The organism is Pseudoxanthomonas sp. 22568 (assembly GCF_052044485.1).
In the GTDB taxonomy this organism is placed as follows: Bacteria; Pseudomonadota; Gammaproteobacteria; order Xanthomonadales; family Xanthomonadaceae; genus Pseudoxanthomonas_A; species Pseudoxanthomonas_A beigongshangi.
On sequence record NZ_JBQENC010000002.1, the window covers coordinates 395,151 to 417,646 of the forward strand.

A 22,496-nucleotide genomic window follows, 5' to 3' on the forward strand; every position below is an offset into this window, starting at 1 on the left:
GAAAACGCGGCGGACGGCCGAAACCGGCCAAGCGGAAGGGGTCAGACCCGGTAGAAATCCCGGTACCAGTCGACGAAACGGCGCACGCCGGTCTCGATCGGCGTGGACGGCGCGTAGCCGGTGTCCCGGCTCAGCGCGGCGACGTCGGCATAGGTGTCCGGCACGTCGCCCGGCTGCAGCGGCAGCAGGCTGCGCTCGGCCTTGCGGCCCAGGCAATCCTCCAGCACCTCGATGTAGCGCAGCAGTTCCACCGGCTGGTGGTTGCCGATGTTGTACACGCGGTACGGCGCGCTGGAGGTGGCCGGGCTGGGCGCCAGCGGGTCATAGTCCGGGTCCGGCCCGGGCACCCGGTCCAGGGTGCGGATCACACCCTCGACGATGTCGTCGATATAGGTGAAGTCGCGGGTGTGGCGGCCGTGGTTGAACACGTCGATCGGTTCACCGGCGAGGATCCTGCGGGTGAACAGGAACAGCGCCATGTCCGGCCGGCCCCACGGTCCGTAGACGGTGAAGAAGCGCAGGCCGGTGGTGGGCAGGTCGAACAGGTGGCTGTAGGTGTGCGCCATCAGTTCATTGGCCTTCTTGCTGGCCGCGTACAGGCTGACCGGGTGGTCGACGCTGTCCTCGACCGCGAACGGCAGCTTGCGGTTGGCGCCGTAGACCGAACTGGAGGACGCGTACACCAGGTGCTCGACCCGGCGATGGCGACAGGCTTCCAGGATATTGGTGAATCCGACGATGTTGCTGTCGATATACGCCTGCGGGTTCTCCAGCGAATAGCGCACGCCGGCCTGCGCGGCCAGGTTGACCACCCGCTGCGGGCGGAAGCCGTCGAAGGCCTGCTCCAGCGCGGTGCGGTCCTCCAGCGCGGCGTTCACGAACTGGAAGCCGGGCTGCGGCAGCAGGCGGTCCAGACGGGCCTGCTTCAGCCGCGGGTCGTAATACGGGTTGAGGTTGTCATAGCCGAGCACCTCGTCGCCGCGCGCCAACAGGCGCTCGCTCAGGTGATAGCCGATGAAGCCGGCGGCGCCGGTGACCAGTACGCGCATGGAAGCCCTTGGACGGTTCGGATGGGGAGTCCGACGGTAGGCGGAGCCGTGTCTAGAGGCTGTCGTCGACCGCCGCGCGCGGCAGGGCGCGCTTGACGTCGAATAATACCGCGCCGGGCTTGCCGAAGCCGCGGATGCCGTCCACGCCCAGGGCGATGAACTCGCGGTGCGAGACCGCCAGGATCACCGCGTCGTACGCGCCCGGCTGGGGGTCGGCAACCAGTTCCAGCCCGTATTCCTCGCGCGCCTCGGTCGCGCTCACCCACGGGTCATGGATGTGCACGTTGGCGTTGTAGCTGCGCAGTTCGGCGACGATGTCCACCACCCGGGTATTGCGCAGGTCCGGGCAGTTCTCCTTGAACGCCAGGCCCAGGATCAGCACGTTGGAGCGGGTGGTCTGCAGGCCGCGCTGGCCCATCAGCTTGGCCACGCGCTGGGCCACGTGCCCGCCCATGCCATCGTTGATCCGGCGGCCGGCCAGGATCACGTCCGGGTGGTAGCCGATCTGCTGGGCCTTGTGGGTCAGGTAATAGGGATCCACGCCGATGCAGTGGCCGCCGACGAGGCCGGGGCGGAACGGCAGGAAGTTCCACTTGGTGCCGGCGGCTTCCAGCACCTCGTGGGTGTCGATGCCCAGGCGATGGAAGATCAGCGCCAGCTCGTTGATCAGGGCGATGTTGACGTCGCGCTGGGTGTTCTCGATGACCTTGGCCGCCTCGGCCACGCGGATGCTGGAGGCCTTGTGGGTGCCGGCGGTGACGATCGCGCCGTACAGCGCATCGACGAAATCGGCCACTTCCGGAGTGGAACCGGAGGTCACCTTGGTGATGGTTTCCAGGCGGTGCTGCTTGTCGCCCGGGTTGATGCGCTCGGGGCTGTAGCCGGCGTAGAAATCATCGTTGAACACCAGCCCGGACTCGCGCGCGATGATCGGCACGCAGACTTCCTCGGTCGCGCCGGGGTAGACGGTGGACTCGTAGATGGCCACGCCGCCGGGACCGATCGCGCGGCCGACGGTGCGGCTGGCCGATTCCAGCGGGCGCAGGTCCGGGCGCTTGTACTCGTCGATGGGGGTGGGCACGGTCACGATGAAGACGTTGCAGCCCTTGAGCGCTTCCGGATCATCGCTGAAATCCAGCAGGCTGGCGGCCTTGAGCTCAGCCTCGGAGACTTCCAGGGTGTGGTCGTGGTGGCGGCGCAGTTCCTGCACGCGCTTGCCGTTGATGTCGAACCCCAGCGTGGGGAAGCGGCGCCCGAAGGCCGTGGCGAGCGGGAGGCCGACGTAGCCAAGGCCGATCACGGCGATCTTGACCTGGTCGAGCGCGGGCAGTGAGGCATTCATCAAACGTCGTTCCCCTGTGGTGGACATGCGACCGCTGAAGTCTAGCGGGTGTGTACGCCGGGAAACGCGCAAACCATCGCGGAGAGGACACGCCGGGGCCCGGACGCGGGGTTGGCCTGTCCGGCGCGGTCCTCGCGTATCACGGGATGGAGCACGGCCCATCCCGGGCCGGGCCATGGGACGAATCGACGGGACCGGGGAATGCGTATCCTGCTCTGTGGCGGTGCCGGCTACATCGGTGCGCACACCTATGTGGAACTGGCCGCGCGCGGTCACCACGTGCACATCGCCGACAACTTCTCAAACAGCTCACCGCGGGTGCTGGGCCGGCTGGAAAGGATCACCGGCCAGGTGCCGGTCTGCCATACCCTCGATCTGCGCGACCGGGCCGCCATCCACGCGCTGTTCGACGCGCACGCCTACGACGCCGTGGTCCATTTCGCCGCGCTGAAATCGGTCGGCGAATCCTGCGAGCGCCCCCTGGACTACTTCGAGAACAACATCGGCGGCACCATCCACCTGCTGCAGGCCATGCGCGCGTCCGGCGTGCGCCGCCTGGTGTTCAGCTCCTCGGCCACGGTCTACGGCGATCCGGAACAGGTCCCCATCCATGAAGAGGCGCCTCTGCGGGTCACCAATCCCTACGGCCGCACCAAGCTGGTGATGGAAGAGCTGATCGGCGATCTGTGCCGCGCGGATCCGGATTTCCATGTCGTCAACCTGCGCTATTTCAACCCGGTGGGCGCGCATGTATCCGGATTGATCGGAGAGGATCCCGCCGGCATCCCCAATAACCTGATGCCCTATATCTGCCAGGTGGCGGTGGGCCGGCGCGAACGCCTGCACATCTTCGGCGGGGATTACCCCACCCGCGACGGCACCGGCGTGCGCGACTACATCCACGTGACCGATCTGGCGCGCGCCCACGCCGACGCGCTGGCCGCGCCCGCGCATGCGGGCGGCAACCTGACCGTCAACCTGGGAACCGGGCAGGGTGTCAGCGTGCTGGAACTGGTCCGGGCCTTCGCACGGGCCTCGGGGCGGGAAATCCCGTACGAGATCGTTGGCCGCCGCACCGGCGATGTGGCCGAAGTCTATGCGGATCCTTCGCGCGCGCAGGCCATGCTGGGCTGGCGCGCGGGCCTGGATGTCGACGCCATGTGCGAAGACGCCTGGCGCTGGCAGTCGATGAATCCGCGCGGATACGAGGCGGCCTGACCCGACGTACGCGGGCGCACGGCGCCGACGCATGCCTTCGCCGCTGGACGCTGCCGGCCCGTTCGCGGAGAATCCGCCGGACGGAGCCACCGACCGCTTGTCTTGCCACTGGAACGCGCGAACCGCATCGACGAGCAGACCCGCAGCCGCTTCGGCTTCCGTACCTATCGGATGCGGGTGCTGGGACTGGGGCTGGGCACCCTCTGCGTCGGCGCGGTCCTGCACGAACACGGTGACGGTCCCGGCCTGTGGCTGCTGCTGCTGTTCAACGGCCTGGTCTGGCCGCACCTGGCCTATTGGCGCATCCGCCGCAGCGCGGACCCGATCAACGACGAATACCGCAACCTGACCTTCGACGCCGCGATGGGCGGTTTCTGGGTCGCCGCGATGCGCTTCGATGCGCTGCCCAGCGCGCTGCTGGCGGTGATGCTCACCATGGACAAGGTCATCATCGGCGGTCCGCGCTTCGGCGCCCGCACGCTCGGGGCGATGGCGCTGACCTGCCTGGCCGCGAGCGCGGCCTGGGGATTCGCCTTCGAACCGCGGACCAGCTATCCGGTGGTGCTGGCCTGCCTGCCGTTCCTGGCGATCTACCCGATGGCGATCGGCTTCGCCACCCATGCCATCTCGCGCAAGGCGCAGCAGCACAAGGATCTGCTGGAGAAGATGGCGCGCTTCGACGCCGCCACCGGCCTGATGAACCGGCAGCAGTGGCTGTACGCGGTGTCGGTGGAACTCAACCGCTACCAGCGCGCACGCCGGCCGGCGGTGCTGGTGTTGATCGACATCGACCATTTCAAGCAGATCAACGACACCCGCGGGCACACCATCGGCGACGGCGTGGTGGAGGAATTCGCGCGCCTGATGAAGGCCTGCCTGCGCGATGCGGACACCGGCGGGCGCTATGGCGGCGATGAATTCGGCATCGTCATGCCGGAGACACAATGGGAGGACGCGATCGTCGCGGCCGAGCGCCTGCGCCGGCAAGTGGCGGCCTACGCATTCACCCGCGACGGTCTGCGCTGCACGGTCAGCATCGGCCTGGCCGAGATCAGTCCGTCGATGGCGACCGTGAGCGACTGGATCGACGCCGCCGACCGCGGCCTCTACCAGGCCAAGCGCAAGGGCCGCGACTGCATCGTGGTCGGCTGAGCCTCAGTCCGCGTCGTCCGTTCCGCACAGCGCGGTGGCGACACCGTCGGGTTGCTTCATCCAGGCGAAATGATCGGCGTGGGTGCCCAGCGCGCGGGCGTCCAGCCGCAACACGTGCTTGCGCGCGCGCGGGAATTTCACCAGCAGCCCGGCCAGCGAGGCCGGCGGCGCCAGCCAGTCGCGGTTGAACAGCACGCCGCGGATCGCAGGAGCCGCCCCGGCCATGGCCGCGTCCAGATCCGCGTCCAGCCCGACGGCGGCGTAGTGGCCGCTCAGGCCCACCGTGGCCCAGTCGCCGATCAGGCCGCGCGCCTCCTCGCCGCCGAAGCCCAGCCGCCGGCCGGGAAAGGTGCCGCGTCGGCGCGCCAGCCAGATCGCGAACTGGTAGAACCACGGCAGCAGCCAGCCGCGTGGCGGGGCGAAGGTTTTCCAGTACGGAGTGCCGCTGGCGACCAGCCACAGCCGCTCGAACGCCTGCGGATGCAGGCCCAGGTAGCAGGCGGCCAGTTGCCCGCCCAGGCTGTGCCCGCCGATGAAGCTGGCGGAGCCGGCGGCCTGTGCCCGCACCAGCGCGTGGCTGGCCGGCAGATCCTCGGTGAGCAGTTCGCGATAGCCCCAGTCGTGCCGGCGATCCGGGCGCAGGTTGCTGCCGCCGTTGCCGCGCCATTCGTGCAGGTACACCGCGACGCCGCGCGCGGCCAGCGCCTCGGCGAACGGCAGATAGTGACGGGCGGCGACGCCGAGCGCCGGCAGCCAGAGCAGATGCGCGCGAGGTTGTTCCGGCACGCGCGCGGCCAGTGTCCAGGCATGGCCATCGGCGCTGGCCGCCGGCAGTTCGCGGGCGTCGATGTTCATCGGCAAGGCGAGGCTCCGAAATGGTCCAGGACGACGACCGCGCTGCGGCCGGGGCGATAGCCCTGCTTCAGAGCGGCATGCACGTAGTCGGAGGCGGCGAAGCAGGCGTCGGCCAGCGCCATGCCGCGGCACAGGTTGGCGGCGATCGCCGAGGCCAGGGCGCAGCCGGTGCCGTGCGCTTCCAGCGCCAGGCGCGGATGGGAAATGCCGCGCACGCCGGAGGCGTCGGCGAACAGATCGGTGACGTCGTCCGCGCCCGGCAGGTGTCCGCCTTTCAGGAACACCGCCTTCGCGCCCAGCTCGCGTAGGGCGAGCGCGGCGGCATGCATGTCGTCCAGGCTGGTGATCCCGCGGCCACCGAGCAGCAGCTCGGCTTCCGGCAGGTTCGGCGTGACCACGCTGGCCAGCGGCAGCAGGTGTCCGCGCAATGCCTGCAGGGCGCTGTCCTCCAGCAGCTTGGCGCCGCTGGTGGCGACCATCACCGGATCCACCACCACGAATGCCGGCGCGCGCGCGCGCAGGACCCCGGCGACCGTGCCGATGACGTCGGCAGTGGCGAGCATGCCCAGCTTGGCCACGCGCACGTCGAAATCCTCGAAGCAGGCGTCCAGCTGCGCGCGCAGGAAATCCATCGGCGGCACGTTCACCGCGATCACGCCGCGGGTGTGCTGGGCGGTCAGCGCGGCGATGGCCGACAGGCCATGCACCCCATGCGCGGCGAAGGTCTTGAGATCAGCCTGGATGCCGGCGCCACCACCGGAGTCGGAGCCGGCGATGGTGAGGGCGGAAACCACGGAAGGATGCGTCATGGCCGACATTGTGCCATCCGTCCGCGCCGCGGCGACCCGGGCTATCCGCGCGCGGACCGGTGCACGCGCCAGTGCCGGTAGATCACGTAGCCCAGTCCGGTCATGCCGGTCAGCAGGGCCGGCGCGAACAACGCTTCATAGCTCCAGCGCCGGAACAGCCAGGCGCCGATCACGCCGCCGGCCAGGAAACCGCTGATGATCAGCCCGCTCAGGGTGAGCCGGCGCATCGGCAGCGGACGTCCGCGGATCAGGTGGCCCAGGCCGATGCCCAGGTCGGTGAACATGCCGCTGAGATGGGTGGTGCGGACCAGCGCGCCGCTGTAGGTGGTGACCATCGCATTCTGCAGGCCGCACGCGGTGGCGGCCAGCAGCCCGCCCCAGATCTGTTCCTGCTGGAACAGCGGCACCGATGCCGCCAGCAGCAGCGCTTCCACCGTCAGCACCACGCCGTAGCGGCGCCCGAGCTGCAGGGTCTGGTCCTGGATGATCAGCCCGCTCAGGGTCGCGCCGAGGCAGAAGGCGATCAGCACGCCCCACAGGTGGGCGATGGAACGGCCGTCGCCGGCCGCCAACGCCGCGCCGAGCAGGCTGGTGGTGCCGGTGAGATGGCTGATCGCCTGGTGTTCGAAGCCCAGGAAGCCGATGACGTTGACCATGCCGGCCACGCAAGCCAGCGCAATCGCGCCGATCCAGACCCAGCGCGGAAGTTGCATGCCCATGTGCAGGATGGATTCGCCGAACCAGCGGACGAGTCTATGCGATCAGCCCCGTATCCGCCTTGCCGCGGGTGCGCGGCGGCGATGCCGGCGCGAACCGGCATCGCCACCGGCGTGCTTCTTACAGCACTTCCGAAGCGTAGTCCGCCAGTCGCGAACGTTCGCCGCGGCGCAGGGTGATGTGCGCGCTGTGCGCCCAGCCCTTGAACCGATCCACCGCGTAGGTGAGGCCGGAAGTGGTCTCGGTCAGGTAGGGCGTGTCGATCTGCTCGACGTTGCCCAGGCAGACGATCTTGGTGCCCGGGCCGGCGCGCGTGATCAGGGTCTTCATCTGTTTGGGGGTCAGGTTCTGCGCCTCGTCGAGGATCAGGTATCGGCTCAGGAAGGTGCGGCCGCGCATGAAGTTCATCGAACGGATCTTGATCCGGCTGGCAAGCAGATCGTTGGTCGCCGCACGGCCCCAGGCACCGCCTTCCTGGTTGTGGGTGAGCACTTCCAGGTTGTCGGTCAGCGCGCCCATCCATGGGGTCATCTTTTCCTCCTCCGTGCCGGGCAGGAAGCCGATGTCCTCGCCGACGCTGACGGTGGCGCGGGTCATGATGATCTCGCGGTAGCGCTGCTGGTCCATCGTCTGGGCCAGGCCGGCGGCCAGCGCCAGCAGGGTCTTGCCGGTGCCGGCGGTGCCGAGCAGGGTGACGAAATCGATCTCCGGATCCATCAGCGCGTTGAGCGCGAAGTTCTGTTCGCGGTTGCGCGCGGTGATGCCCCACACCGCATGCTGGCCGTGGCGGAAATCATCGACGATGGTGAGCGTGGCCTTGCGATCCGCGCCGACCTTGACCACCCGCAGTTCGACTTCGTCGTCGCCGGGCAGGTACAGGTACTGGTTCGGATGCCAATCCTCGTCGTCGGCCAGGGTGATCTCGTAACTGGTGCGGCCCTTGTCGCTCCAACTGCGCAGATCGGCGTTGTGCTTGTGCCAGAAATCCTCGCCCAGCTCGGTGGCGCCGGTGTACAGCAGGCTGAAATCGTCGAGCGCGCGATCGTTCTCGTAGTCCTCGGCGGCCAGTCCGCTGATCGAGGCCTTGATGCGCAGGTTGATGTCCTTGGACACCAGGATGACCGGGACTTCCGGATGCTCCTCGCGCAGTTCCAGCACCGCCGCCAGGATCTTGTTGTCCGGCGCGACAGTGCCGAAGGTGCGGCCGGGGTCCACCGGCTTGACCTGGAAATACAGCTTGCCGATCTGTCCACGCGCCTTCAGCTGCAGGCCCTGCGGATGGGTCAGGGTGATGCCGGCCTGGATGTGGTCGGCGCCGGCGCCCACGATCAGTTCGTTGAGGAAACGGCTGACCTGGCGGGCGTTGCGGCTGACTTCGGAGGTGCCCTTCTTGGCGTTGTCCAGTTCCTCGATCACCTGCATCGGCAGGAACACGTCGTGTTCTTCGAACTTGAACAGCGCCGTGGGGTCGTGCATCAGCACGTTGGTGTCCAGCACATAGATGCGCTTGCTTCGGGTCATTCAGGCAGCCTCATGGAGGATGATATGTGTGAACACGCGCCGCGGAGAGCGCACAGCAGCGAACCACCACGCCCGCCGCGACTCGGGATGGTGGAGAAAAGGGAGCACCGTTCGATCACTGGGTTTGGAGCGCCTTCAGTGCATCCAGCACGGCCTGGGCATGGCCGGGAACCTTGACGCCGCGCCACTCCTGGGCGAGGCGGCCGTCAGGTGAAATCAGGAAGGTGCTGCGGACCACGCCGAGCACCTTGCGGCCGTACATGTTCTTCTCGTGGATCACGTCGAAGGCCTGGCACAGCGTCTCGTCGGCATCGCTGACCAGCGGGAATCTGAAGCCCTGCTTGGCGCAGAAATTGTCGTGCGACTTGACCGAATCGCGCGACACGCCGAGCACGCTGGCATTCAATTTCTTGAACTTCGGCAGCAGCGCGTTGAAATCCAGGCCCTCGGTGGTGCAGCCGGGCGTGCTGTCCTTCGGATAGAAATACAGCACCAGCCACTGGCCGGCATGGTCGGCGAGGGTGGCGGTTTCGCCGCCGGACAGCGCCAGCGGCAGCTTGAGGGTAGATTTGGGCAGGGATTTGCCGACGGTAGCCATCGTGTTCAGGCGTCCAGGGCGGGGGTGGGACCGACATCCATGCCATCGTAGGTGCCGATGCCGTGGTCCGCAGCCAGCGCGTAGAAGTGTTGGTTACGCTCGTGGAGTGAAAGGACCGAGTGCGACTCGATGCGTTCCATATGCAGAAAGTAGTACTCATCCTGCCCTTCGTCGAGCTCTGGCACAAACAAATCGACGAACGAGTAACCTTCCCGTTCCAGCACTTTCCTCAGATTCCCAAGCTTGACCGGCGAGGAATCCGTGAAGAAATAACCCCACAGCATCGGGCCATCGATATTCCAATCCGTCTTCTCGCGGATATCACAGAACATCGCTTCGAGGGCCGGAATGTCAATCGCCATCAGAACTTCATCGGATCCATGATCGCGTCCAGGTTCAGATGGTCGCAGAATTCGAGGAAATCGTCGCGCAGCGCGGCGATGTGCATGTTGGCCGGCACCCCGATGGTCACCTGCGCCGAGAACATCTCCGCGCCGGTCTGCATGGCGCGGTAGCGGGTGCTCTGCAGGTTCTCGATGGTGATGCCTTGGCGGTCGAAGAAGTCGGCCAGCTGGAACAGGATGCCCGGCTTGTCGGCGGCCACCACTTCCACGATGTACGGCAGCAGGTTGGACTGCACGACCTTGGGACCGGTGCGGTACCAGACCAGCTTCAGGCCTTCCTCGCGCTCCAGCCGGGTCATCATCGCCTCCAGCTTGGCCACCGAGTCCCAGGAACCGGTCGCCAGCGCGGTCACCGACACGTCCCGGCCCACCGTGGACAGGCGGGCATCGACCAGATTGCAGCCACTGTCCGCGATCCGGCGCGTCACCGCCAACAGCGGGGACTCCGGATGCGTCGTATAGGCGTTGATCAGGAGGTGGTTTTCGTTCGGCGAAGGCCGGGGCGTGGGATCGGTCAAAGCGGCTTCCGGCAGGGCGGCGAGTCTGAATGGCACCCCGGGCGGGCGCCCGGCACGGGATCCAGCATACTTGCCCGCGCTTTCACGCCGCAAGTAACATCGCAGGGTGCGCGGATTCCGCGCCGCCCCTGTTCAACGAAGACGTTCAAGAAGGCAAACGCTTGTCCCTTTCCGGCAGCATTACCGCACTGGCCACGCCGTTCACGGCCGCTGGCGAACTCGACCTCGACGCCTGGCGCCGACTGCTCAAACGGCAGATCGACGGCGGCACGCAGGGCGTGGTCGTCGCCGGTTCGACCGGCGAGGCGGCCGCGCTGTCGGACGAGGAATACGAGCGGCTGCTGCGCGTGGCGGTGGAAATCCTCGGCGGCCGCATTCCCGTGCTGGCCGGTACCGGGCAGATGAACACCGCCAAGACCATCGCCCAGACCCGCCGCGCGCAGGTCGCCGGCGCCGACTACGCGCTGGTGGTCACTCCGCCTTACGTGCGTCCCACCCAGGCCGGCCTGGTCGCGCATTACCGCGCGGTGGCCGAGCAGGGCGGCCTGCCGGTGGTCCTGTACAACGTGCCGGGCCGCACCGGTTGCGATCTGTTGCCGGAGACGGTGGCCCAGCTTGCGCCGCACCCGCACATCATCGGCATCAAGGAAGCCCGTTCCGAGCCCGAGCGCATGACCGCGCTGCTGGCGCTGCGCAACGACGGTTTCGTGATCCTCAGCGGCGACGATCCCACCGCCGGCCGCGCCATGCTGGCCGGTGCCGACGGACTGATCTCGGTCGGCTCCAACGCGCTGCCGCGTACCTTCCGCAGGCTGTGCGATCGCGCCCGCGCCGGAGATGCCGCGGCGGTCGCCGCGCTCGACGCCGAACTCGGCGACATCTATGGCTTCCTCGGGGTGGAATCCAATCCCATCCCGGTCAAGGCGCTGCTGCAGCGCCAGGACGTCGGCAGCGGGCTGCGCCTGCCGCTGCTGCCGCTGTCCGAGGCCCACCACGACACCGCGAACCGTCTGGCCGAACAGGCGAGCCGGCTCGAAGAACAATCCAGCCGCGAAACGATCGCGGCCTGAACCCAGGAGAACACCATGCGTTTTTCGCCTTCGCTCATGCGTCCGCTCGCCCTCGCGCTGCTGGCCGTTTCCATGGCCGGCGGCCTGTCGGGCTGCAAGTGGTTCAGCAAGAAGGGCGCCAAGGGCGACTATGCGCTGAGCCCGGAAATGCGTCCGCTGGAAGTCCCGCCGGATCTCAACCTGCCCAGCACCGCCGGCGCGATGAACCTGCCGGCCACCGCTTCGCAGGTGCAGTCGCAGGGCCAGGGCAGCGCGCCGGCCGCCGCTTCCAACACCGGTTTCAACGCCACCGGTAGCCGCGACGAGGTGTTCACCAAGGTCGGCGACGCGCTCGGTGGTATCGAAGGCGTGACCATCGCCAGCCGCGCGCAGCTGCTGGGCACCTACGACGTGAACTACGAAGGCAGCAACTTCCTGGTGCGCGTGGTCGGTGTTCAGGCCGGCGCCTATGTCTCGGCCGTGGATCCGCGCGGCCTGCCCGCGCAGGGTGACGCGCCGACCAAGCTGATCGCCGCGCTCAAGGCCAAGCTCGGCAACTGAGCCCGGGCATCGCCTGAAACGGAAAAGGCGCCGCAAGGCGCCTTTTTCATGCCCGTCGCGCGCGGCGCGGGGCGGATTCGCCGGCGTGCCGGCGCATGGCGATCAACGTTCCAGCAGCGGCAGCTTGCCGGGCTTGCCTTCCCATTCCTTGGCGTCGGGCAGCGGTTCCTTGCGGGTGGTGATCACCGGCCAGGCCCGCGATAGCTCCGCGTTCAACTGCACGTAGTTTTCCTGCCCGGCGGGGACGTCGTCCTCCGGATAGATCGCGTTGATCGGGCATTCCGGTTCGCACAGCGTGCAGTCGATGCACTCATCGGGATCGATCACCAGGAAGTTCGGACCCTCGTGGAAACAATCCACCGGGCAGACTTCCACGCAATCGGTGTACTTGCATTTGATGCAGTTCTCGGTGACGACGAAGGGCATTGGCAGAACATCAAAACGGAAAACCCGACAAGTTTAATGCAACGCACTCATCCGGATGACATTGATTGCGTTTTGCGTCCCTGGAGCGTCGCCGGGCTCCCGGCCCGGCCTGGAGTGGTGCCGGGCAAGCGCAGGAAGCGGGCGGCGGATACGGGTGTCGACAGGCCAGCGCGGGCGCCGATTCGTTCCGTTTCTTGCGAATCGATGCGGTCTGGAAGTCCTATTGTCTCGAAATTGGAACAGCCCATTGGCCGGCGGCCCGTTTATCCTGCGCGGGCGGAACCACATCCTTTCGCCAACGTTTCCCGTGGAGGTTCCCCGATGATCACCCTGCGTCCGGCCGCCGAGCGCGGCCACGCCAACCATGGCTGGCTGGATTCCTGGCACAGCTTCTCGTTCGCCGGCTATTACGACGACAACCACGTGCACTGGGGCCCGCTGCGGGTCATCAACGAGGATCGCGTGGAAGCCGGGCGCGGTTTCGGCCAGCACGGGCACCGCGACATGGAAATCATCAGCTACGTGCTGGAAGGCGCATTGGGCCACAAGGATTCGATGGGCAACGCGTCCAGCATCGTGCCGGGCGATGTGCAGCGGATGAGCGCCGGCACCGGCGTGCAGCATTCGGAATTCAATTACAGCGAATCCGGCGCCACCCATTTCCTGCAGATCTGGATCATCCCGGACCGCCAGGGCATACCGCCTTCCTATGAGCAGAAGGCGTTTTCCGCCCAGGAAAAGCAGGGCCACCTGCGCCTGATCGCCAGCCCGGACGGCGCGGACGGTTCGGTGGGCATCCATCAGGACGCGCGCGTCTACGCCGGCCTGTTCGACGGCGACGAGAAAGCCGAACTGCGCCTGGCCGAGGGCCGGCTCGGGTACGTGCATGTCGCCCGCGGCGAGCTGACCGTCAATGGTCATGCGCTGGCGGCCGGCGATGCCCTGCTGTACGACGGCGAGCCGCTGGTCACCGTCGCCGGCGGCCGCAGCGCGGAAGTGCTGGTGTTCGATCTGCCGAGGATCTGATCAGGGAATCTGCTCGGGGAGGCCGGGCCGGACCGCGGCTGGCATCGCGCCAACCGCGGCGCCCGGGCGGAAGTGGGATAATGCCGGGCGACCGCTCCAGCCCCGTTTCCACTTGCCCGGACATTCCCGCTCCATGTCGCACCGTCACTGGGTGGCCGCGTCCATCCGCAGGATCGAAGCCGATTTCAACCGTTCGGCCGACACCCACCTGATTCCGCTGTCGCTGCCGGGCTATCCGGACATCGATTTCTATTTCAAGGACGAATCCAGCCATCCCACCGGCAGCCTCAAGCACCGGCTGGCGCGCTCGCTGTTCCTGTACGCGCTCGCCAACGGCTGGCTGCGCGAGGGCGCGCCGGTCATCGAGGCGTCCAGCGGATCCACGGCGGTGTCGGAGGCCTACTTCGCGCGCCTGCTCGGCTTGCCGTTCATCGCGGTGATTCCGGCCAGCACTTCGCCGGAGAAAATCGCCGCGATCGAATTCCAGGGCGGTCGCTGCCACCTGATCGAACGCGCCTGCGATCTCGACGATGCCTCGCGCCAGCTCGCGCGCGAGACCGGCGGGCATTTCATGGATCAGTTCACCTACGCCGAGCGCGCCACCGACTGGCGCGCCAACAACAACATCGCCGAATCGATTTTCAAGCAGATGGCGGCCGAACCGCACCCGGTGCCGGCCTGGATCGTCTGCAGCCCCGGTACCGGCGGCACCGCCGCCACCCTCGGCCGCTATGTGCGCTACCGCCAGCACGCCACCGACATCCTGTGCGCGGATCCGGAAATCTCGATGTTCTACGACGGCTACCGGGAAGCATTGGCCGGCCGGCCGTGGCGCGAGCTGTCCAGCACCGGCGGTTCGCGCATCGAGGGCATCGGCCGGCCACGGGTGGAAGCCAGCTTCCTGCCCAGTTGCGTGGACGCGATGGTCAAGGTGCCGGACGCGCTGTCGCTGGCCGCGATGCGAGAGGTCAGCGCGCGGCTGGGACGCCGGGTCGGCGGTTCCACCGGCACCAACTTCGTCGGCGTGCTGTGGGCGGCGCAGCGGATGAAACAGGCTGGACGCGCGGGTTCGATCGTGACCATCCTGTGCGATGCCGGCGAGCGCTACGCGCACAGCTACTACGCCCCGGCGTGGTACGCGGACAACGACATCGAGGTGAGCGGCAGCGATGCGGCGATCGCCGCCGCCACCGCCGGCGGGGAGCTGCCGGATCTGCCCTGGACGGCGCAGGGCGCGGCCTGAACGACATCGCGCCGGCGCGGGCGCACGCTTGCATCCGCGCCGGTCGCCTCCACTCTGGAAGGATACTTCCGCCTTCCGACGGCTGATTCCAGGAGCCCCGACGTGACCCTTCCGCTGCTCGATTTTTCCGGCCTGCCGCGTTTCGACGCGATCAAACCCGATCAGATCACGCCCGCCATCGACCAGTTGCTGGCCGAGGCGGACGCGGCGGTGAAGCGGGCCGAAACGATCGCGCCGGTGAGCTGGGAGAGCTTCGTGGTGCCGCTGGACGACGCCACCGAGCGGCTGTACCGGGCCTGGGGCCAGGTCACCCACCTGCAGGCCGTGGTCAACACGCCGGAACTGCGCGAGGCCTACAACGCCAACCTGCCCAAGGTCACCCGATTCGGCAGCGCGCTGGGGCAGAACCTGGCGCTGTACGCGCAATACAAGGCACTGGCGCAGTCGCCCGAAGCGAAGGATTACGACGCCGCGCGGCGCAAGGCGCTGGAAAACGCGTTGCGCGATTTCCGCCTCGGCGGCGCCGAACTGGACGAGGCCGGCAAGGCCCGCTTCACCGCCATCCGCGAGGAACTGTCGGCGTCGGCGGCGAAGTTCTCCAACAACGTGCTGGACGCGACCGATGCGTGGGCGCTCTACGTCGAAGACGAATCGCGGCTGGCGGGCCTGCCGGCCGACGTGCTGGCGGCCGCCCGTGCGCAGGCGGAAAAGGACGGGCGCGCCGGCTGGAAGTTGACCCTGCAGATGCCGTGCTACCTGCCGGTGCAGACCTATGCCGAGGATCGTGGCCTGCGCGAACAGCTCTACCGCGCCAGCGCCGTGCGCGCCTCCGAACTGGGCGACGACGCCGGGCTCGACAACAGCGCGCTGATCGATCGCATCCTGGCGCTGCGCACCGAACTGGCGGCGTTGCTCGGGTTCGCCAGCTACGCGGACTATTCGGTCGCCACCAAGATGGCCGACAGTCCGCAGGCGGTACTGGCGTTCCTGCGCGATCTCGGCGCACGCGCGCTGCCGCACGCGCGGCGCGATCGCGCGGAACTGGAGGCGTTCGCCAGGGACGAGCTCGGACTGGACGATCTGCAGGCCTGGGATCTGGCCTGGGCCAGCGAGAAGCTCAAGCAGGCGCGCTACAGCTATTCCGGGCAGGAAGTGAAGCAGTACTTCATCGAGCCAAAGGTACTGGCCGGCCTGTTCGATCTCATCCATGCGCTGTACGGCCTGCGGGTCGAACCGGACCAGGCGCCGACCTGGCATCCGGACGTGCGCTTCTACCGGCTGGTCGGCGACGATGGCCAACTGGTCGGCCAGTTCTATCTCGATCTCTACGCCCGCGAGGGCAAGCGCGGCGGCGCCTGGATGGACGATGGCCGCAACCGCCGCGAGCGCGGCGCGGGACAGGGCGCGCAGACGCCGCTGGTGTACCTGGTCTGCAACTTCGGCCGTGGCGCCGAGGGCAAGCCGGCTACCTTCAGCCACAACGAAGTCACCACGCTGTTCCATGAAATGGGCCATGGCCTGCACCAGTTGCTGACCGCGATCGGCGAGCTGGCGGTCGCCGGCATCAACGGCGTGGAATGGGACGCGGTGGAACTGCCCAGCCAGTTCATGGAGAACTTCTGCTGGGAGTGGGAGCGCGTGCGGGCGATGACCGCGCATGTGGACACCGGCGCACCGCTGCCGCGCGATCTGTTCGATCGGATGCTGGCGGCGAAGAACTTCCAGAGCGGCATGGCGACCGTGCGCCAACTGGAATTCGGCCTGTTCGACATGCTGCTGCACGCCGGCGGCCTGGATCCGGCCGGCGACAGCGTCCTGGCGCTGCTGGAACGCGTGCGCGACGAGATCGCGGTGAACCGGCCGCCGAGCTGGAACCGCTTTCCGCACCAGTTCAGCCACATCTTCGCCGGCGGCTACGCCGCCGGTTACTACAGCTACAAATGGGCCGAGGTGCTGAGCGCCGACGCCTATGCCGCGTTCGAGGAAACCCCGGGGCAACTGGCCGAAACCGGCGCGCGTTTCCGCCGGGAAGTGCTGGGACGGGGCGGCAGCCGCGGGGCGGCCGAGAACTTCCGCGCATTCCGCGGGCGCGAGCCACGCATCGACGCGCTGCTGCGGCACAGCGGCATGGGCTAGGCGAGGGGAACGGCCGGCGGGTGTGCGGACGGAAAAGCCGCCGCCGGCGCCTCGGGAGCGGGTCCGCGAGGTGACTTCAGCCGGAATGGCGCTCCCTAGGGGACTCGAACCCCTGTTTTAGCCTTGAGAGGGCCACGTCCTAACCACTAGACGAAGGGAGCGTTTGGGTGATGCCGGCGAAGCGCATTAGTATAGGCGGCTACCCCGGCGTTCGGCAATCGCCCGCCCCGGGGCACGAGACCACCTGACGGAACCGCCACCATTACCCCGAACACCGCCCTGCGCATCATTCCCCGCGACCAGCACCCGATCTCGCGCAAGGACATCAGTCCCAATGCCCTGCGCGTGCTGTACCGGCTGCGCGATGCGGGCTTCGCCGGCTATCTGGTCGGCGGCGCCGTGCGCGACCTGCTGGTCGGCGGGCATCCCAAGGACTTCGACGTCGCCACCGACGCCACCCCGGAGCAGGTCAAGCAGTTGTTCCGCAACTGCCGCCTGATCGGCCGCCGGTTCCGGCTGGCGCACGTGGTGTTCGGCAGCGAGATCATCGAGGTCGCCACCTTCCGCGCCAACAGCGACGATGGCAGCGGCGATCGCGAAATGGAGAACGGCCGGCTGGTCCGCGACAACGTCTACGGCACCGTCGAGGACGACGCGGTGCGCCGCGACTTCACCGCCAACGCGCTGTACTACGCCATCGAGGATTTCTCGGTGCGCGACTACGTTGGCGGATTCGAGGACGTGCAGGCGCGCACGTTGCGGTTGATCGGCGATCCCGAGCAGCGTTACCGCGAGGATCCGGTGCGCATGCTGCGCGCGGTGCGGTTGGCGGCCAAGCTGGATTTCTCGATCGAGACGGCGACCGCCGAACCGATCGCGCGGCTGGCCTCGCTGCTGTCCGACGCGGCGCCCGCGCGCCTGTTCGAGGAAATCCTCAAACTGTTCCTGTCCGGCCACGCGGTGGCCAGCTTCGAGGGCCTGGAACGGTTCGGCCTGCTCGCCGTGCTGCTGCCGGAAACCGCGGCGGCGCTGGCTTCCAATCGCAGCGGAGCGCTGCGGCGCATGCTGATCGAGGGCCTGGCCGGCACCGATCGGCGGGTGGCCAACGACGAGCCGGTGTCGCCGGCGTTCCTGTTCGCGCTGCTGCTGTGGCCGGCGTACTGCCGCGCCCTGATGGCGCTGCAGGCGCAGGGCGTGCACGCGGAGGAGGCGCAGCGCCGCGCCGCCGATCGGGTGACCCTGCACCAGCTCAACACGGTCGCGCTGCCGCGCCGGTTCTCGCTGCCGATGCAGGAGATCTGGCTGCTGCAGACCCGCTTCGGCAACCGCCAGCGCAAGCGGGTCATGCGCCTGCTGACCCATCCACGCTTCCGCGCCGCGTTCGATTTCCTGGTGCTGCGCCTGTCCGCGTCCAGCGAACACGCCGAGGACGTGGCGTTCTGGCGCGAAGCGCAGGCGCAGTCGCCCGAGGCGCTGGCCAGCGCGCTGGTGTCCGCCGCCGGCAACCCGGACGAGGAGGGCGGTCCACAGGGCCGTCGTCGCCGTCGTCGCCGTCGCCGCAGCAGCGCCGCCTCGCCGGAATGAACCGGCCGAGATGACAGCGCCGGGCGATGCGTTCGTCGGCCTGGGCGCGAACCTGGGGGATGCCCGGGCCACCCTGCTGGCCGCCGCCGCGCGCCTGGCGCGGCTGCCGGACACCGAATGCGTGGCGGTGTCGCGGCTCTACCGCACGCCGGCCTGGGGCCTGGAGGCGCAGCCGGACTTCATCAATGCGGTGGCGATGCTGCGTACTTCGCTGGAACCGCTGGCGCTGCTGGAACACCTGCTGGCGATCGAACGCGAGTTCGGCAGGGATCGCGCCCGCGAACAGCGCTGGGGACCGCGGCGCCTGGATCTGGACCTGCTGTTGTTCGGCGATCGGGTGCTGGACGTGCCCGGCCTGCAACTGCCGCATCCACGCCTGCACGAGCGCGCCTTCGCGCTGGTGCCGTTGCTGGAACTGGCGCCGGACATCCGGATTCCGGGCGTCGGTTACGCGCGGGATGCAGTGTCCGGCCTGGAAAGCTCGAATATCCAGCCGTTATGAGCGGATAATGCATCCCCATGAGCACTCACGCCGATAGCAAGCCCTGGACCGTTCCCGCCCTGGCCGAGGCCAAGCGGGACGGACGCAAGCTGGTCATGCTGACCGCCTACGACGCCGGTTTCGCCCGGGTCTTCGATGCCAACGGCGCCGACCTGATCCTGGTCGGTGATTCGCTGGGCATGGTGGTGCAGGGGCATGACTCGACCCTGCCGGTGACCACTTCCGATATCGCCTACCACACTGCAGCGGTGGCGCGCGGACTGAACCGCGCGCTGCTGATCAGCGATCTGCCGTTCCAGTCCGACGCCACGCCCGAACGCGCGCTGGACGCCTCCATCGCGCTGCTGCAGGCCGGTGCCGAGATGGTCAAACTGGAAGGCGCGGGCCATAAGCTGGACGTGATCCGCTTCCTGAGCGAGCGCGACATTCCGGTCTGCGCGCACCTGGGCCTGACCCCGCAGTCGGTGCTCAAGTTCGGCGGCTACAAGGTGCAGGGCCGTGACGAAGCCGCCGCCGCGCGCCTGCGCGCCGATGCGCGCGCGGTGGCCGAGGCCGGCGCGGCGCTGCTGGTGCTGGAATGCGTGCCGTCGGCGCTGGCCGCGTCCATCACCGCGGACATCGCCATCCCGACCATCGGCATCGGCGCCGGCCCGGGCTGCGACGGGCAGGTGCTGGTGCTGCACGATTTCCTCGGCCTGGACACCGGCCATCGCCGGCCCAAGTTCGTCAAGGATTTCCTGGCCGAAGGCGGTTCGATCGCCGGCGCCGTGCGCGCCTATGCCGACGCGGTGCGCGACGGCAGCTTCCCCGACGCCAGCCACTCCTACTGAGCCGCGCACCGCGCGGCGATCCAGCGGACTTCTGCGGACAACTTCATGCTAGAAACCATCACCGAACTGCACGATCTGCGCGCCCGCGTCAGGCAATGGAAACGCGAGGGCCTGAAAGTCGCGCTGGTGCCGACGATGGGCAACCTGCATGCCGGCCATTACTCGCTGGTCATGCTGGCGCGGCAGTATGCCGACCGCGTGGTGTCCAGCGTGTTCGTCAATCCGACCCAGTTCGGTCCCAACGAGGACTTCACCCGCTACCCGCGCACGCCGGAAGCGGACATGAGCGGTCTGGAAGGCGCGGGCTGCGATGTCCTGTGGCTGCCCACGGTGGAATCGATGTATCCGTTCGGCGTGGAACTGGCGGCCAAGGTGCACGTGCCCGGTGTCAGCAGCCTGCTGGAAGGCGCGCATCGCCCCGGCCATTTCGATGGCGTGTGCACGGTGGTGACCCGCCTGTTCAATCAGGTGCAGCCGGATCTGGCCGCATTCGGCAAGAAGGACTACCAGCAACTGGCGGTGATCCGGCAGATGGTGGCGGACCTGGCGTTTCCGATCGAGCTGCTGGCCGGCAGCATCGTGCGCGAGAGCGACGGGCTGGCGATGAGTTCGCGCAACCAGTACCTGTCGGCCGACGAACGCCCGCGCGCCGCCGAAATCCGCCGCGTCCTGACCGCGATGCGCGACGGCGTCGTCGCCGGCCGCGCGCGCGTGGAGGTCGAGGACACCGCCGCCCGCCACCTGGCGGACAACGGTTTCGCGGTGGACTACACCACGGTGCGCCGGCCCGACCTGAGCGAGCCTGCCGACGGCGAAGCCGGTCCCCGGGTCGCGCTGGTCGCCGCGCGCCTGGGCCGGACCCGGCTGATCGACAACCTGGAATGGTGAACGCGGCGCCTGCCGCCCGCTTCGCCTCCCGCGCGGCCCCTCCCGCCGCATGCACGTCGGCCGCCCGCGGCCGCTGCTAAACTTCCGCTTCCTCCGTGGTCCGTTCCCCCCGCCATGCAACTCAGCCTGCTCAAGACCAAGATTCACCGCGCCACCGTCACCCACGCCGAACTGAACTATGAAGGCTCGATCGCCATCGACGGCCTGCTGCTGGACGCCAGCGGCATCCGCGAGTTCGAGCAGGTGCACATCTGGGATGTCACCAACGGCGCGCGTTTCTCCACCTACGCCATCCGCGCCGACGAGGGCAGCGGGATCATCTCGCTCAACGGCGGCGCCGCGCGCCACGTGCAGATCGGCGACCTGATCATCATCGCCGCGTTCGCCGGCATGAGCGAGGAGGAAGCCGAGCGCTTCCAGCCCAAGCTGATCTACGTGGACGGCAACAACAGGATCACCCACACCAACCACAGCATCCCCAAGCAGGCCGCATGAGCCAGACACCGGGTTTCGACGCACTGCAGTCCCACGCCGCGCGCCTGCGCGGGCAATCGCTGCCGGCGCTGCTGGCGCAGGATCCCGCGCGCGCCAACGACTTCGCCCTGCGCCACGGCCCGCTGTACTTCAACTTCGCCCGCCAGGGCTATGACCGCGAGGCGCTGTCCGCGCTGGTCGCACTCGGCGAATCGCGCGATCTGAAAGGGGCGTTCCGGCGTCTGTTCGATGGCGAGAAGGTCAACGTCACCGAAGGCCGCGCCGCGCTGCATACCGCGCTGCGTGGCAATCACTCCGGTGCCGCCGCCGCGCGCGAGGCATTCGCCACCGCCAGCGCGGTGCGCGAGCGCATGGCCGCGCTGATCGCGGATCTGGAAGCCAGCGACGTCACCGATATCGTCAGCGTCGGCATCGGTGGTTCCGACCTGGGCCCGCGGCTGGTCGCCGATGCGTTGCGCGGACCGCTGCCGGGCCGCTTCCGCGTGCACTTCCTGTCCAACGTCGACGGTGCCGCCGCCCAGCGCGTGCTGGCGCCGCTGGATCCGCGCAAGACCGCGGCAATCCTGATTTCCAAAACCTTCGGCACCCAGGAAACCCTGCTCAACGGCGGCATCCTGCGCGACTGGCTGGGCAGCAGCGAGCGCCTGTACGCGGTCAGCGCCAATCCGGAGCGCGCCGCCGCCGCGTTCGCGATCGACGCGGCACGGGTGCTGCCGATGTGGGACTGGGTGGGTGGCCGCTACTCGCTGTGGTCGGCGGTTGGCCTGCCGATCGCGCTTGCCATCGGCTTCGAGCGCTTCGAGGCGCTGCTGTCCGGCGCATCGGATTTCGACGCGCATGTACTGAACACCGCGCCCGCCGACAACATCGCGGTACGCCACGCGCTGACCGCGATCTGGAACCGCAATGCGCTAGGCCACGCCGCGCACGGCGTGATGACCTACGACCAGCGCCTGGCACTGCTGCCGGCCTACCTGCAGCAACTGGTGATGGAGAGCCTGGGCAAGTCGGTGAAACTCGACGGCAGCCCGGTCGGCGTGGATACCGTGCCGGTGTGGTGGGGCGGTGCAGGCACCGACGTGCAGCACAGTTTCTTCCAGGCGTTGCACCAGGGCACCGGCATCGTGCCGCTGGATTTCGTCGGCACCATCCGCAACGACGATCCCTATGCCGAGAACCACCTGGCGCTGATGTCCAACCTGCTGGCGCAGACCGAGGCGCTGGCGAACGGGCAGGGCAGCGAGGATCCGCACCGCGCGTATCCGGGCAGCCGCCCGAGCACGCTGATCCTGCTCGATGCGCTGACCCCGCAGACCCTGGGCGGCCTGATCGCCATGTACGAACACAGCGTCTACGCGCAGTCGGTGCTGTGGGGCATCAACGCCTTCGATCAGTTCGGCGTCGAACTGGGCAAGCAACTGGCCAACGGCCTGCTGCCGGCACTGAAGGGCGAAGCGCAGGCCAACGACCCGGTCACCCGCGTACTGCTGGACGAGTTGCGCAAGCGCGGTTGATTTTTCCGCGGCGACCTTCTGTCTTGTGGGAGCGACGTCAGTCGCTCTGGATGTCCGAT

At 68.2% G+C, this 22,496-nt stretch carries 23 protein-coding genes and 1 tRNA gene; 13 read left to right on the forward strand and 11 right to left on the reverse strand.

What is annotated here, in order from left to right; genetic code table 11:
- Positions 1 to 41: 41 nt before the first annotated feature.
- Entirely contained in the window at positions 42 to 1,049 is a 1,008-nt protein-coding gene (locus ACTJI2_RS04170) for an NAD-dependent epimerase (RefSeq protein WP_440841204.1), read from the reverse strand.
- 52 nt (positions 1,050 to 1,101) lie between these two features.
- On the reverse strand, positions 1,102 to 2,391 hold the full coding sequence (locus ACTJI2_RS04175; RefSeq protein ID WP_440841205.1) for a nucleotide sugar dehydrogenase: 1,290 nt from the start codon (positions 2,389 to 2,391) through the stop codon (positions 1,102 to 1,104).
- Between the two features lie 201 nt (positions 2,392 to 2,592).
- On the opposite strand from ACTJI2_RS04175, the gene galE reads away from it, so the two are divergent.
- Entirely contained in the window at positions 2,593 to 3,609 is a 1,017-nt protein-coding gene (gene galE / locus ACTJI2_RS04180; protein WP_318288808.1) for a UDP-glucose 4-epimerase GalE, read from the forward strand.
- A 102-nt stretch (positions 3,610 to 3,711) separates the two neighbouring features.
- Positions 3,712 to 4,761, forward strand: a complete 1,050-nt coding sequence (locus ACTJI2_RS04185; RefSeq protein WP_440841206.1) for a diguanylate cyclase — start codon at positions 3,712 to 3,714, stop codon at positions 4,759 to 4,761.
- Positions 4,762 to 4,764: 3 nt separating this feature from the next.
- Here ACTJI2_RS04185 and ACTJI2_RS04190 read toward each other — a convergent pair whose 3' ends face one another.
- The 7 genes from ACTJI2_RS04190 to ACTJI2_RS04220 form a co-directional block, all read right to left on the reverse strand.
- Positions 4,765 to 5,616: an alpha/beta hydrolase family protein gene (locus ACTJI2_RS04190; RefSeq protein ID WP_440841207.1), complete on the reverse strand. Its 852-nt coding sequence runs from the start codon at positions 5,614 to 5,616 to the stop codon at positions 4,765 to 4,767.
- Positions 5,613 to 6,425: a bifunctional hydroxymethylpyrimidine kinase/phosphomethylpyrimidine kinase gene (gene thiD, locus ACTJI2_RS04195; RefSeq protein WP_440841208.1), complete on the reverse strand. Its 813-nt coding sequence runs from the start codon at positions 6,423 to 6,425 to the stop codon at positions 5,613 to 5,615. The genes ACTJI2_RS04190 and thiD overlap by 4 nt, the downstream gene beginning before the upstream one ends.
- A 41-nt stretch (positions 6,426 to 6,466) precedes the next feature.
- Positions 6,467 to 7,144 carry a YoaK family protein gene (locus ACTJI2_RS04200; RefSeq protein WP_141453369.1) on the reverse strand — a complete coding sequence of 226 codons (678 nt, stop codon included), beginning with the start codon at positions 7,142 to 7,144 and terminating at the stop codon, positions 6,467 to 6,469.
- Positions 7,145 to 7,262: 118 nt separating this feature from the next.
- A complete protein-coding gene (locus ACTJI2_RS04205) occupies positions 7,263 to 8,663 on the reverse strand; it encodes a PhoH family protein (protein WP_183642502.1) in 1,401 nt (466 codons plus the stop codon).
- A 115-nt stretch (positions 8,664 to 8,778) separates the two neighbouring features.
- Positions 8,779 to 9,261, reverse strand: coding sequence for a peroxiredoxin (locus ACTJI2_RS04210; RefSeq protein ID WP_440841209.1), 483 nt, complete (start codon positions 9,259 to 9,261; stop codon positions 8,779 to 8,781).
- 5 nt (positions 9,262 to 9,266) lie between these two features.
- A complete protein-coding gene (locus ACTJI2_RS04215; RefSeq protein WP_141453364.1) occupies positions 9,267 to 9,623 on the reverse strand; it encodes a ribonuclease E inhibitor RraB in 357 nt (118 codons plus the stop codon).
- Positions 9,623 to 10,183: a glycine cleavage system protein R gene (locus ACTJI2_RS04220; protein ID WP_141453362.1), complete on the reverse strand. Its 561-nt coding sequence runs from the start codon at positions 10,181 to 10,183 to the stop codon at positions 9,623 to 9,625. Before ACTJI2_RS04220 ends, ACTJI2_RS04215 begins: the two co-directional genes overlap by 1 nt.
- Before the next feature lie 161 nt (positions 10,184 to 10,344).
- On the opposite strand from ACTJI2_RS04220, the gene dapA reads away from it, so the two are divergent.
- Positions 10,345 to 11,253: a 4-hydroxy-tetrahydrodipicolinate synthase gene (gene dapA / locus ACTJI2_RS04225; protein WP_440841210.1), complete on the forward strand. Its 909-nt coding sequence runs from the start codon at positions 10,345 to 10,347 to the stop codon at positions 11,251 to 11,253.
- Between the two features lie 15 nt (positions 11,254 to 11,268).
- Positions 11,269 to 11,793, forward strand: coding sequence for a hypothetical protein (locus ACTJI2_RS04230; RefSeq protein WP_440841211.1), 525 nt, complete (start codon positions 11,269 to 11,271; stop codon positions 11,791 to 11,793).
- A gap of 102 nt (positions 11,794 to 11,895) precedes the next feature.
- Here ACTJI2_RS04230 and fdxA read toward each other — a convergent pair whose 3' ends face one another.
- Positions 11,896 to 12,219 (reverse strand): ferredoxin FdxA, encoded by a 324-nt coding sequence (fdxA, locus tag ACTJI2_RS04235; RefSeq protein WP_141453356.1) that lies wholly within the window; start codon positions 12,217 to 12,219, stop codon positions 11,896 to 11,898.
- Between the two features lie 321 nt (positions 12,220 to 12,540).
- Here fdxA and ACTJI2_RS04240 point away from each other — a divergent pair, with 321 nt between their 5' ends.
- The 3 genes from ACTJI2_RS04240 to ACTJI2_RS04250 all read left to right on the forward strand — a co-directional run bounded on the left by ACTJI2_RS04240 (position 12,541) and on the right by ACTJI2_RS04250 (position 16,624).
- Positions 12,541 to 13,245 carry a pirin family protein gene (locus ACTJI2_RS04240; RefSeq protein ID WP_440841212.1) on the forward strand — a complete coding sequence of 235 codons (705 nt, stop codon included), beginning with the start codon at positions 12,541 to 12,543 and terminating at the stop codon, positions 13,243 to 13,245.
- A 133-nt stretch (positions 13,246 to 13,378) separates the two neighbouring features.
- Positions 13,379 to 14,488, forward strand: coding sequence for a PLP-dependent cysteine synthase family protein (locus ACTJI2_RS04245; protein ID WP_440841213.1), 1,110 nt, complete (start codon positions 13,379 to 13,381; stop codon positions 14,486 to 14,488).
- Positions 14,489 to 14,590: 102 nt separating this feature from the next.
- Positions 14,591 to 16,624: a M3 family metallopeptidase gene (locus ACTJI2_RS04250; RefSeq protein WP_440841214.1), complete on the forward strand. Its 2,034-nt coding sequence runs from the start codon at positions 14,591 to 14,593 to the stop codon at positions 16,622 to 16,624.
- 86 nt (positions 16,625 to 16,710) lie between these two features.
- On the opposite strand, the gene ACTJI2_RS04255 is transcribed toward ACTJI2_RS04250, so the two are convergent.
- Positions 16,711 to 16,785 (reverse strand) — tRNA-Glu (locus tag ACTJI2_RS04255).
- A 100-nt stretch (positions 16,786 to 16,885) separates the two neighbouring features.
- On the opposite strand from ACTJI2_RS04255, the gene pcnB reads away from it, so the two are divergent.
- The 6 genes from pcnB to pgi all read left to right on the forward strand — a co-directional run bounded on the left by pcnB (position 16,886) and on the right by pgi (position 22,437).
- On the forward strand, positions 16,886 to 18,208 hold the full coding sequence (pcnB, locus tag ACTJI2_RS04260; protein WP_183644723.1) for a polynucleotide adenylyltransferase PcnB: 1,323 nt from the start codon (positions 16,886 to 16,888) through the stop codon (positions 18,206 to 18,208).
- Between the two features lie 10 nt (positions 18,209 to 18,218).
- Positions 18,219 to 18,710, forward strand: coding sequence for a 2-amino-4-hydroxy-6-hydroxymethyldihydropteridine diphosphokinase (folK, locus tag ACTJI2_RS04265; protein ID WP_440841215.1), 492 nt, complete (start codon positions 18,219 to 18,221; stop codon positions 18,708 to 18,710).
- Positions 18,711 to 18,727: 17 nt separating this feature from the next.
- Complete coding sequence (gene panB / locus ACTJI2_RS04270; protein WP_203321652.1) at positions 18,728 to 19,540, forward strand: 3-methyl-2-oxobutanoate hydroxymethyltransferase; 813 nt, start codon at positions 18,728 to 18,730, stop codon at positions 19,538 to 19,540.
- Between the two features lie 45 nt (positions 19,541 to 19,585).
- Positions 19,586 to 20,428 (forward strand): pantoate--beta-alanine ligase, encoded by an 843-nt coding sequence (gene panC / locus ACTJI2_RS04275; protein WP_318288814.1) that lies wholly within the window; start codon positions 19,586 to 19,588, stop codon positions 20,426 to 20,428.
- Positions 20,429 to 20,542: 114 nt separating this feature from the next.
- Positions 20,543 to 20,923, forward strand: a complete 381-nt coding sequence (gene panD, locus ACTJI2_RS04280; protein WP_203321654.1) for an aspartate 1-decarboxylase — start codon at positions 20,543 to 20,545, stop codon at positions 20,921 to 20,923.
- Positions 20,920 to 22,437: a glucose-6-phosphate isomerase gene (gene pgi, locus ACTJI2_RS04285; RefSeq protein WP_192197598.1), complete on the forward strand. Its 1,518-nt coding sequence runs from the start codon at positions 20,920 to 20,922 to the stop codon at positions 22,435 to 22,437. Before panD ends, pgi begins: the two co-directional genes overlap by 4 nt.
- Positions 22,438 to 22,496 lie beyond the last annotated feature (59 nt).

What these genes read in the sequence shown, in the direction of transcription:
- ACTJI2_RS04170 (WP_440841204.1), bottom strand. Translation starts at nt 1,049, where the DNA reads ATGCGCGTACTGGTCACCGGCGCCGCCGGCTTCATCGGCTATCACCTG.
- ACTJI2_RS04175 (WP_440841205.1), bottom strand. Translation starts at nt 2,391, where the DNA reads ATGAATGCCTCACTGCCCGCGCTCGACCAGGTCAAGATCGCCGTGATC.
- galE (WP_318288808.1), top strand. Translation starts at nt 2,593, where the DNA reads ATGCGTATCCTGCTCTGTGGCGGTGCCGGCTACATCGGTGCGCACACC.
- ACTJI2_RS04190 (WP_440841207.1), bottom strand. Translation starts at nt 5,616, where the DNA reads ATGAACATCGACGCCCGCGAACTGCCGGCGGCCAGCGCCGATGGCCAT.
- thiD (WP_440841208.1), bottom strand. Translation starts at nt 6,425, where the DNA reads ATGACGCATCCTTCCGTGGTTTCCGCCCTCACCATCGCCGGCTCCGAC.
- ACTJI2_RS04200 (WP_141453369.1), bottom strand. Translation starts at nt 7,144, where the DNA reads ATGGGCATGCAACTTCCGCGCTGGGTCTGGATCGGCGCGATTGCGCTG.
- ACTJI2_RS04205 (WP_183642502.1), bottom strand. Translation starts at nt 8,663, where the DNA reads ATGACCCGAAGCAAGCGCATCTATGTGCTGGACACCAACGTGCTGATG.
- ACTJI2_RS04210 (WP_440841209.1), bottom strand. Translation starts at nt 9,261, where the DNA reads ATGGCTACCGTCGGCAAATCCCTGCCCAAATCTACCCTCAAGCTGCCG.
- ACTJI2_RS04215 (WP_141453364.1), bottom strand. Translation starts at nt 9,623, where the DNA reads ATGGCGATTGACATTCCGGCCCTCGAAGCGATGTTCTGTGATATCCGC.
- ACTJI2_RS04230 (WP_440841211.1), top strand. Translation starts at nt 11,269, where the DNA reads ATGCGTTTTTCGCCTTCGCTCATGCGTCCGCTCGCCCTCGCGCTGCTG.
- fdxA (WP_141453356.1), bottom strand. Translation starts at nt 12,219, where the DNA reads ATGCCCTTCGTCGTCACCGAGAACTGCATCAAATGCAAGTACACCGAT.
- ACTJI2_RS04240 (WP_440841212.1), top strand. Translation starts at nt 12,541, where the DNA reads ATGATCACCCTGCGTCCGGCCGCCGAGCGCGGCCACGCCAACCATGGC.
- ACTJI2_RS04245 (WP_440841213.1), top strand. Translation starts at nt 13,379, where the DNA reads ATGTCGCACCGTCACTGGGTGGCCGCGTCCATCCGCAGGATCGAAGCC.
- folK (WP_440841215.1), top strand. Translation starts at nt 18,219, where the DNA reads ATGACAGCGCCGGGCGATGCGTTCGTCGGCCTGGGCGCGAACCTGGGG.
- panB (WP_203321652.1), top strand. Translation starts at nt 18,728, where the DNA reads ATGAGCACTCACGCCGATAGCAAGCCCTGGACCGTTCCCGCCCTGGCC.
- panC (WP_318288814.1), top strand. Translation starts at nt 19,586, where the DNA reads ATGCTAGAAACCATCACCGAACTGCACGATCTGCGCGCCCGCGTCAGG.
- panD (WP_203321654.1), top strand. Translation starts at nt 20,543, where the DNA reads ATGCAACTCAGCCTGCTCAAGACCAAGATTCACCGCGCCACCGTCACC.
- pgi (WP_192197598.1), top strand. Translation starts at nt 20,920, where the DNA reads ATGAGCCAGACACCGGGTTTCGACGCACTGCAGTCCCACGCCGCGCGC.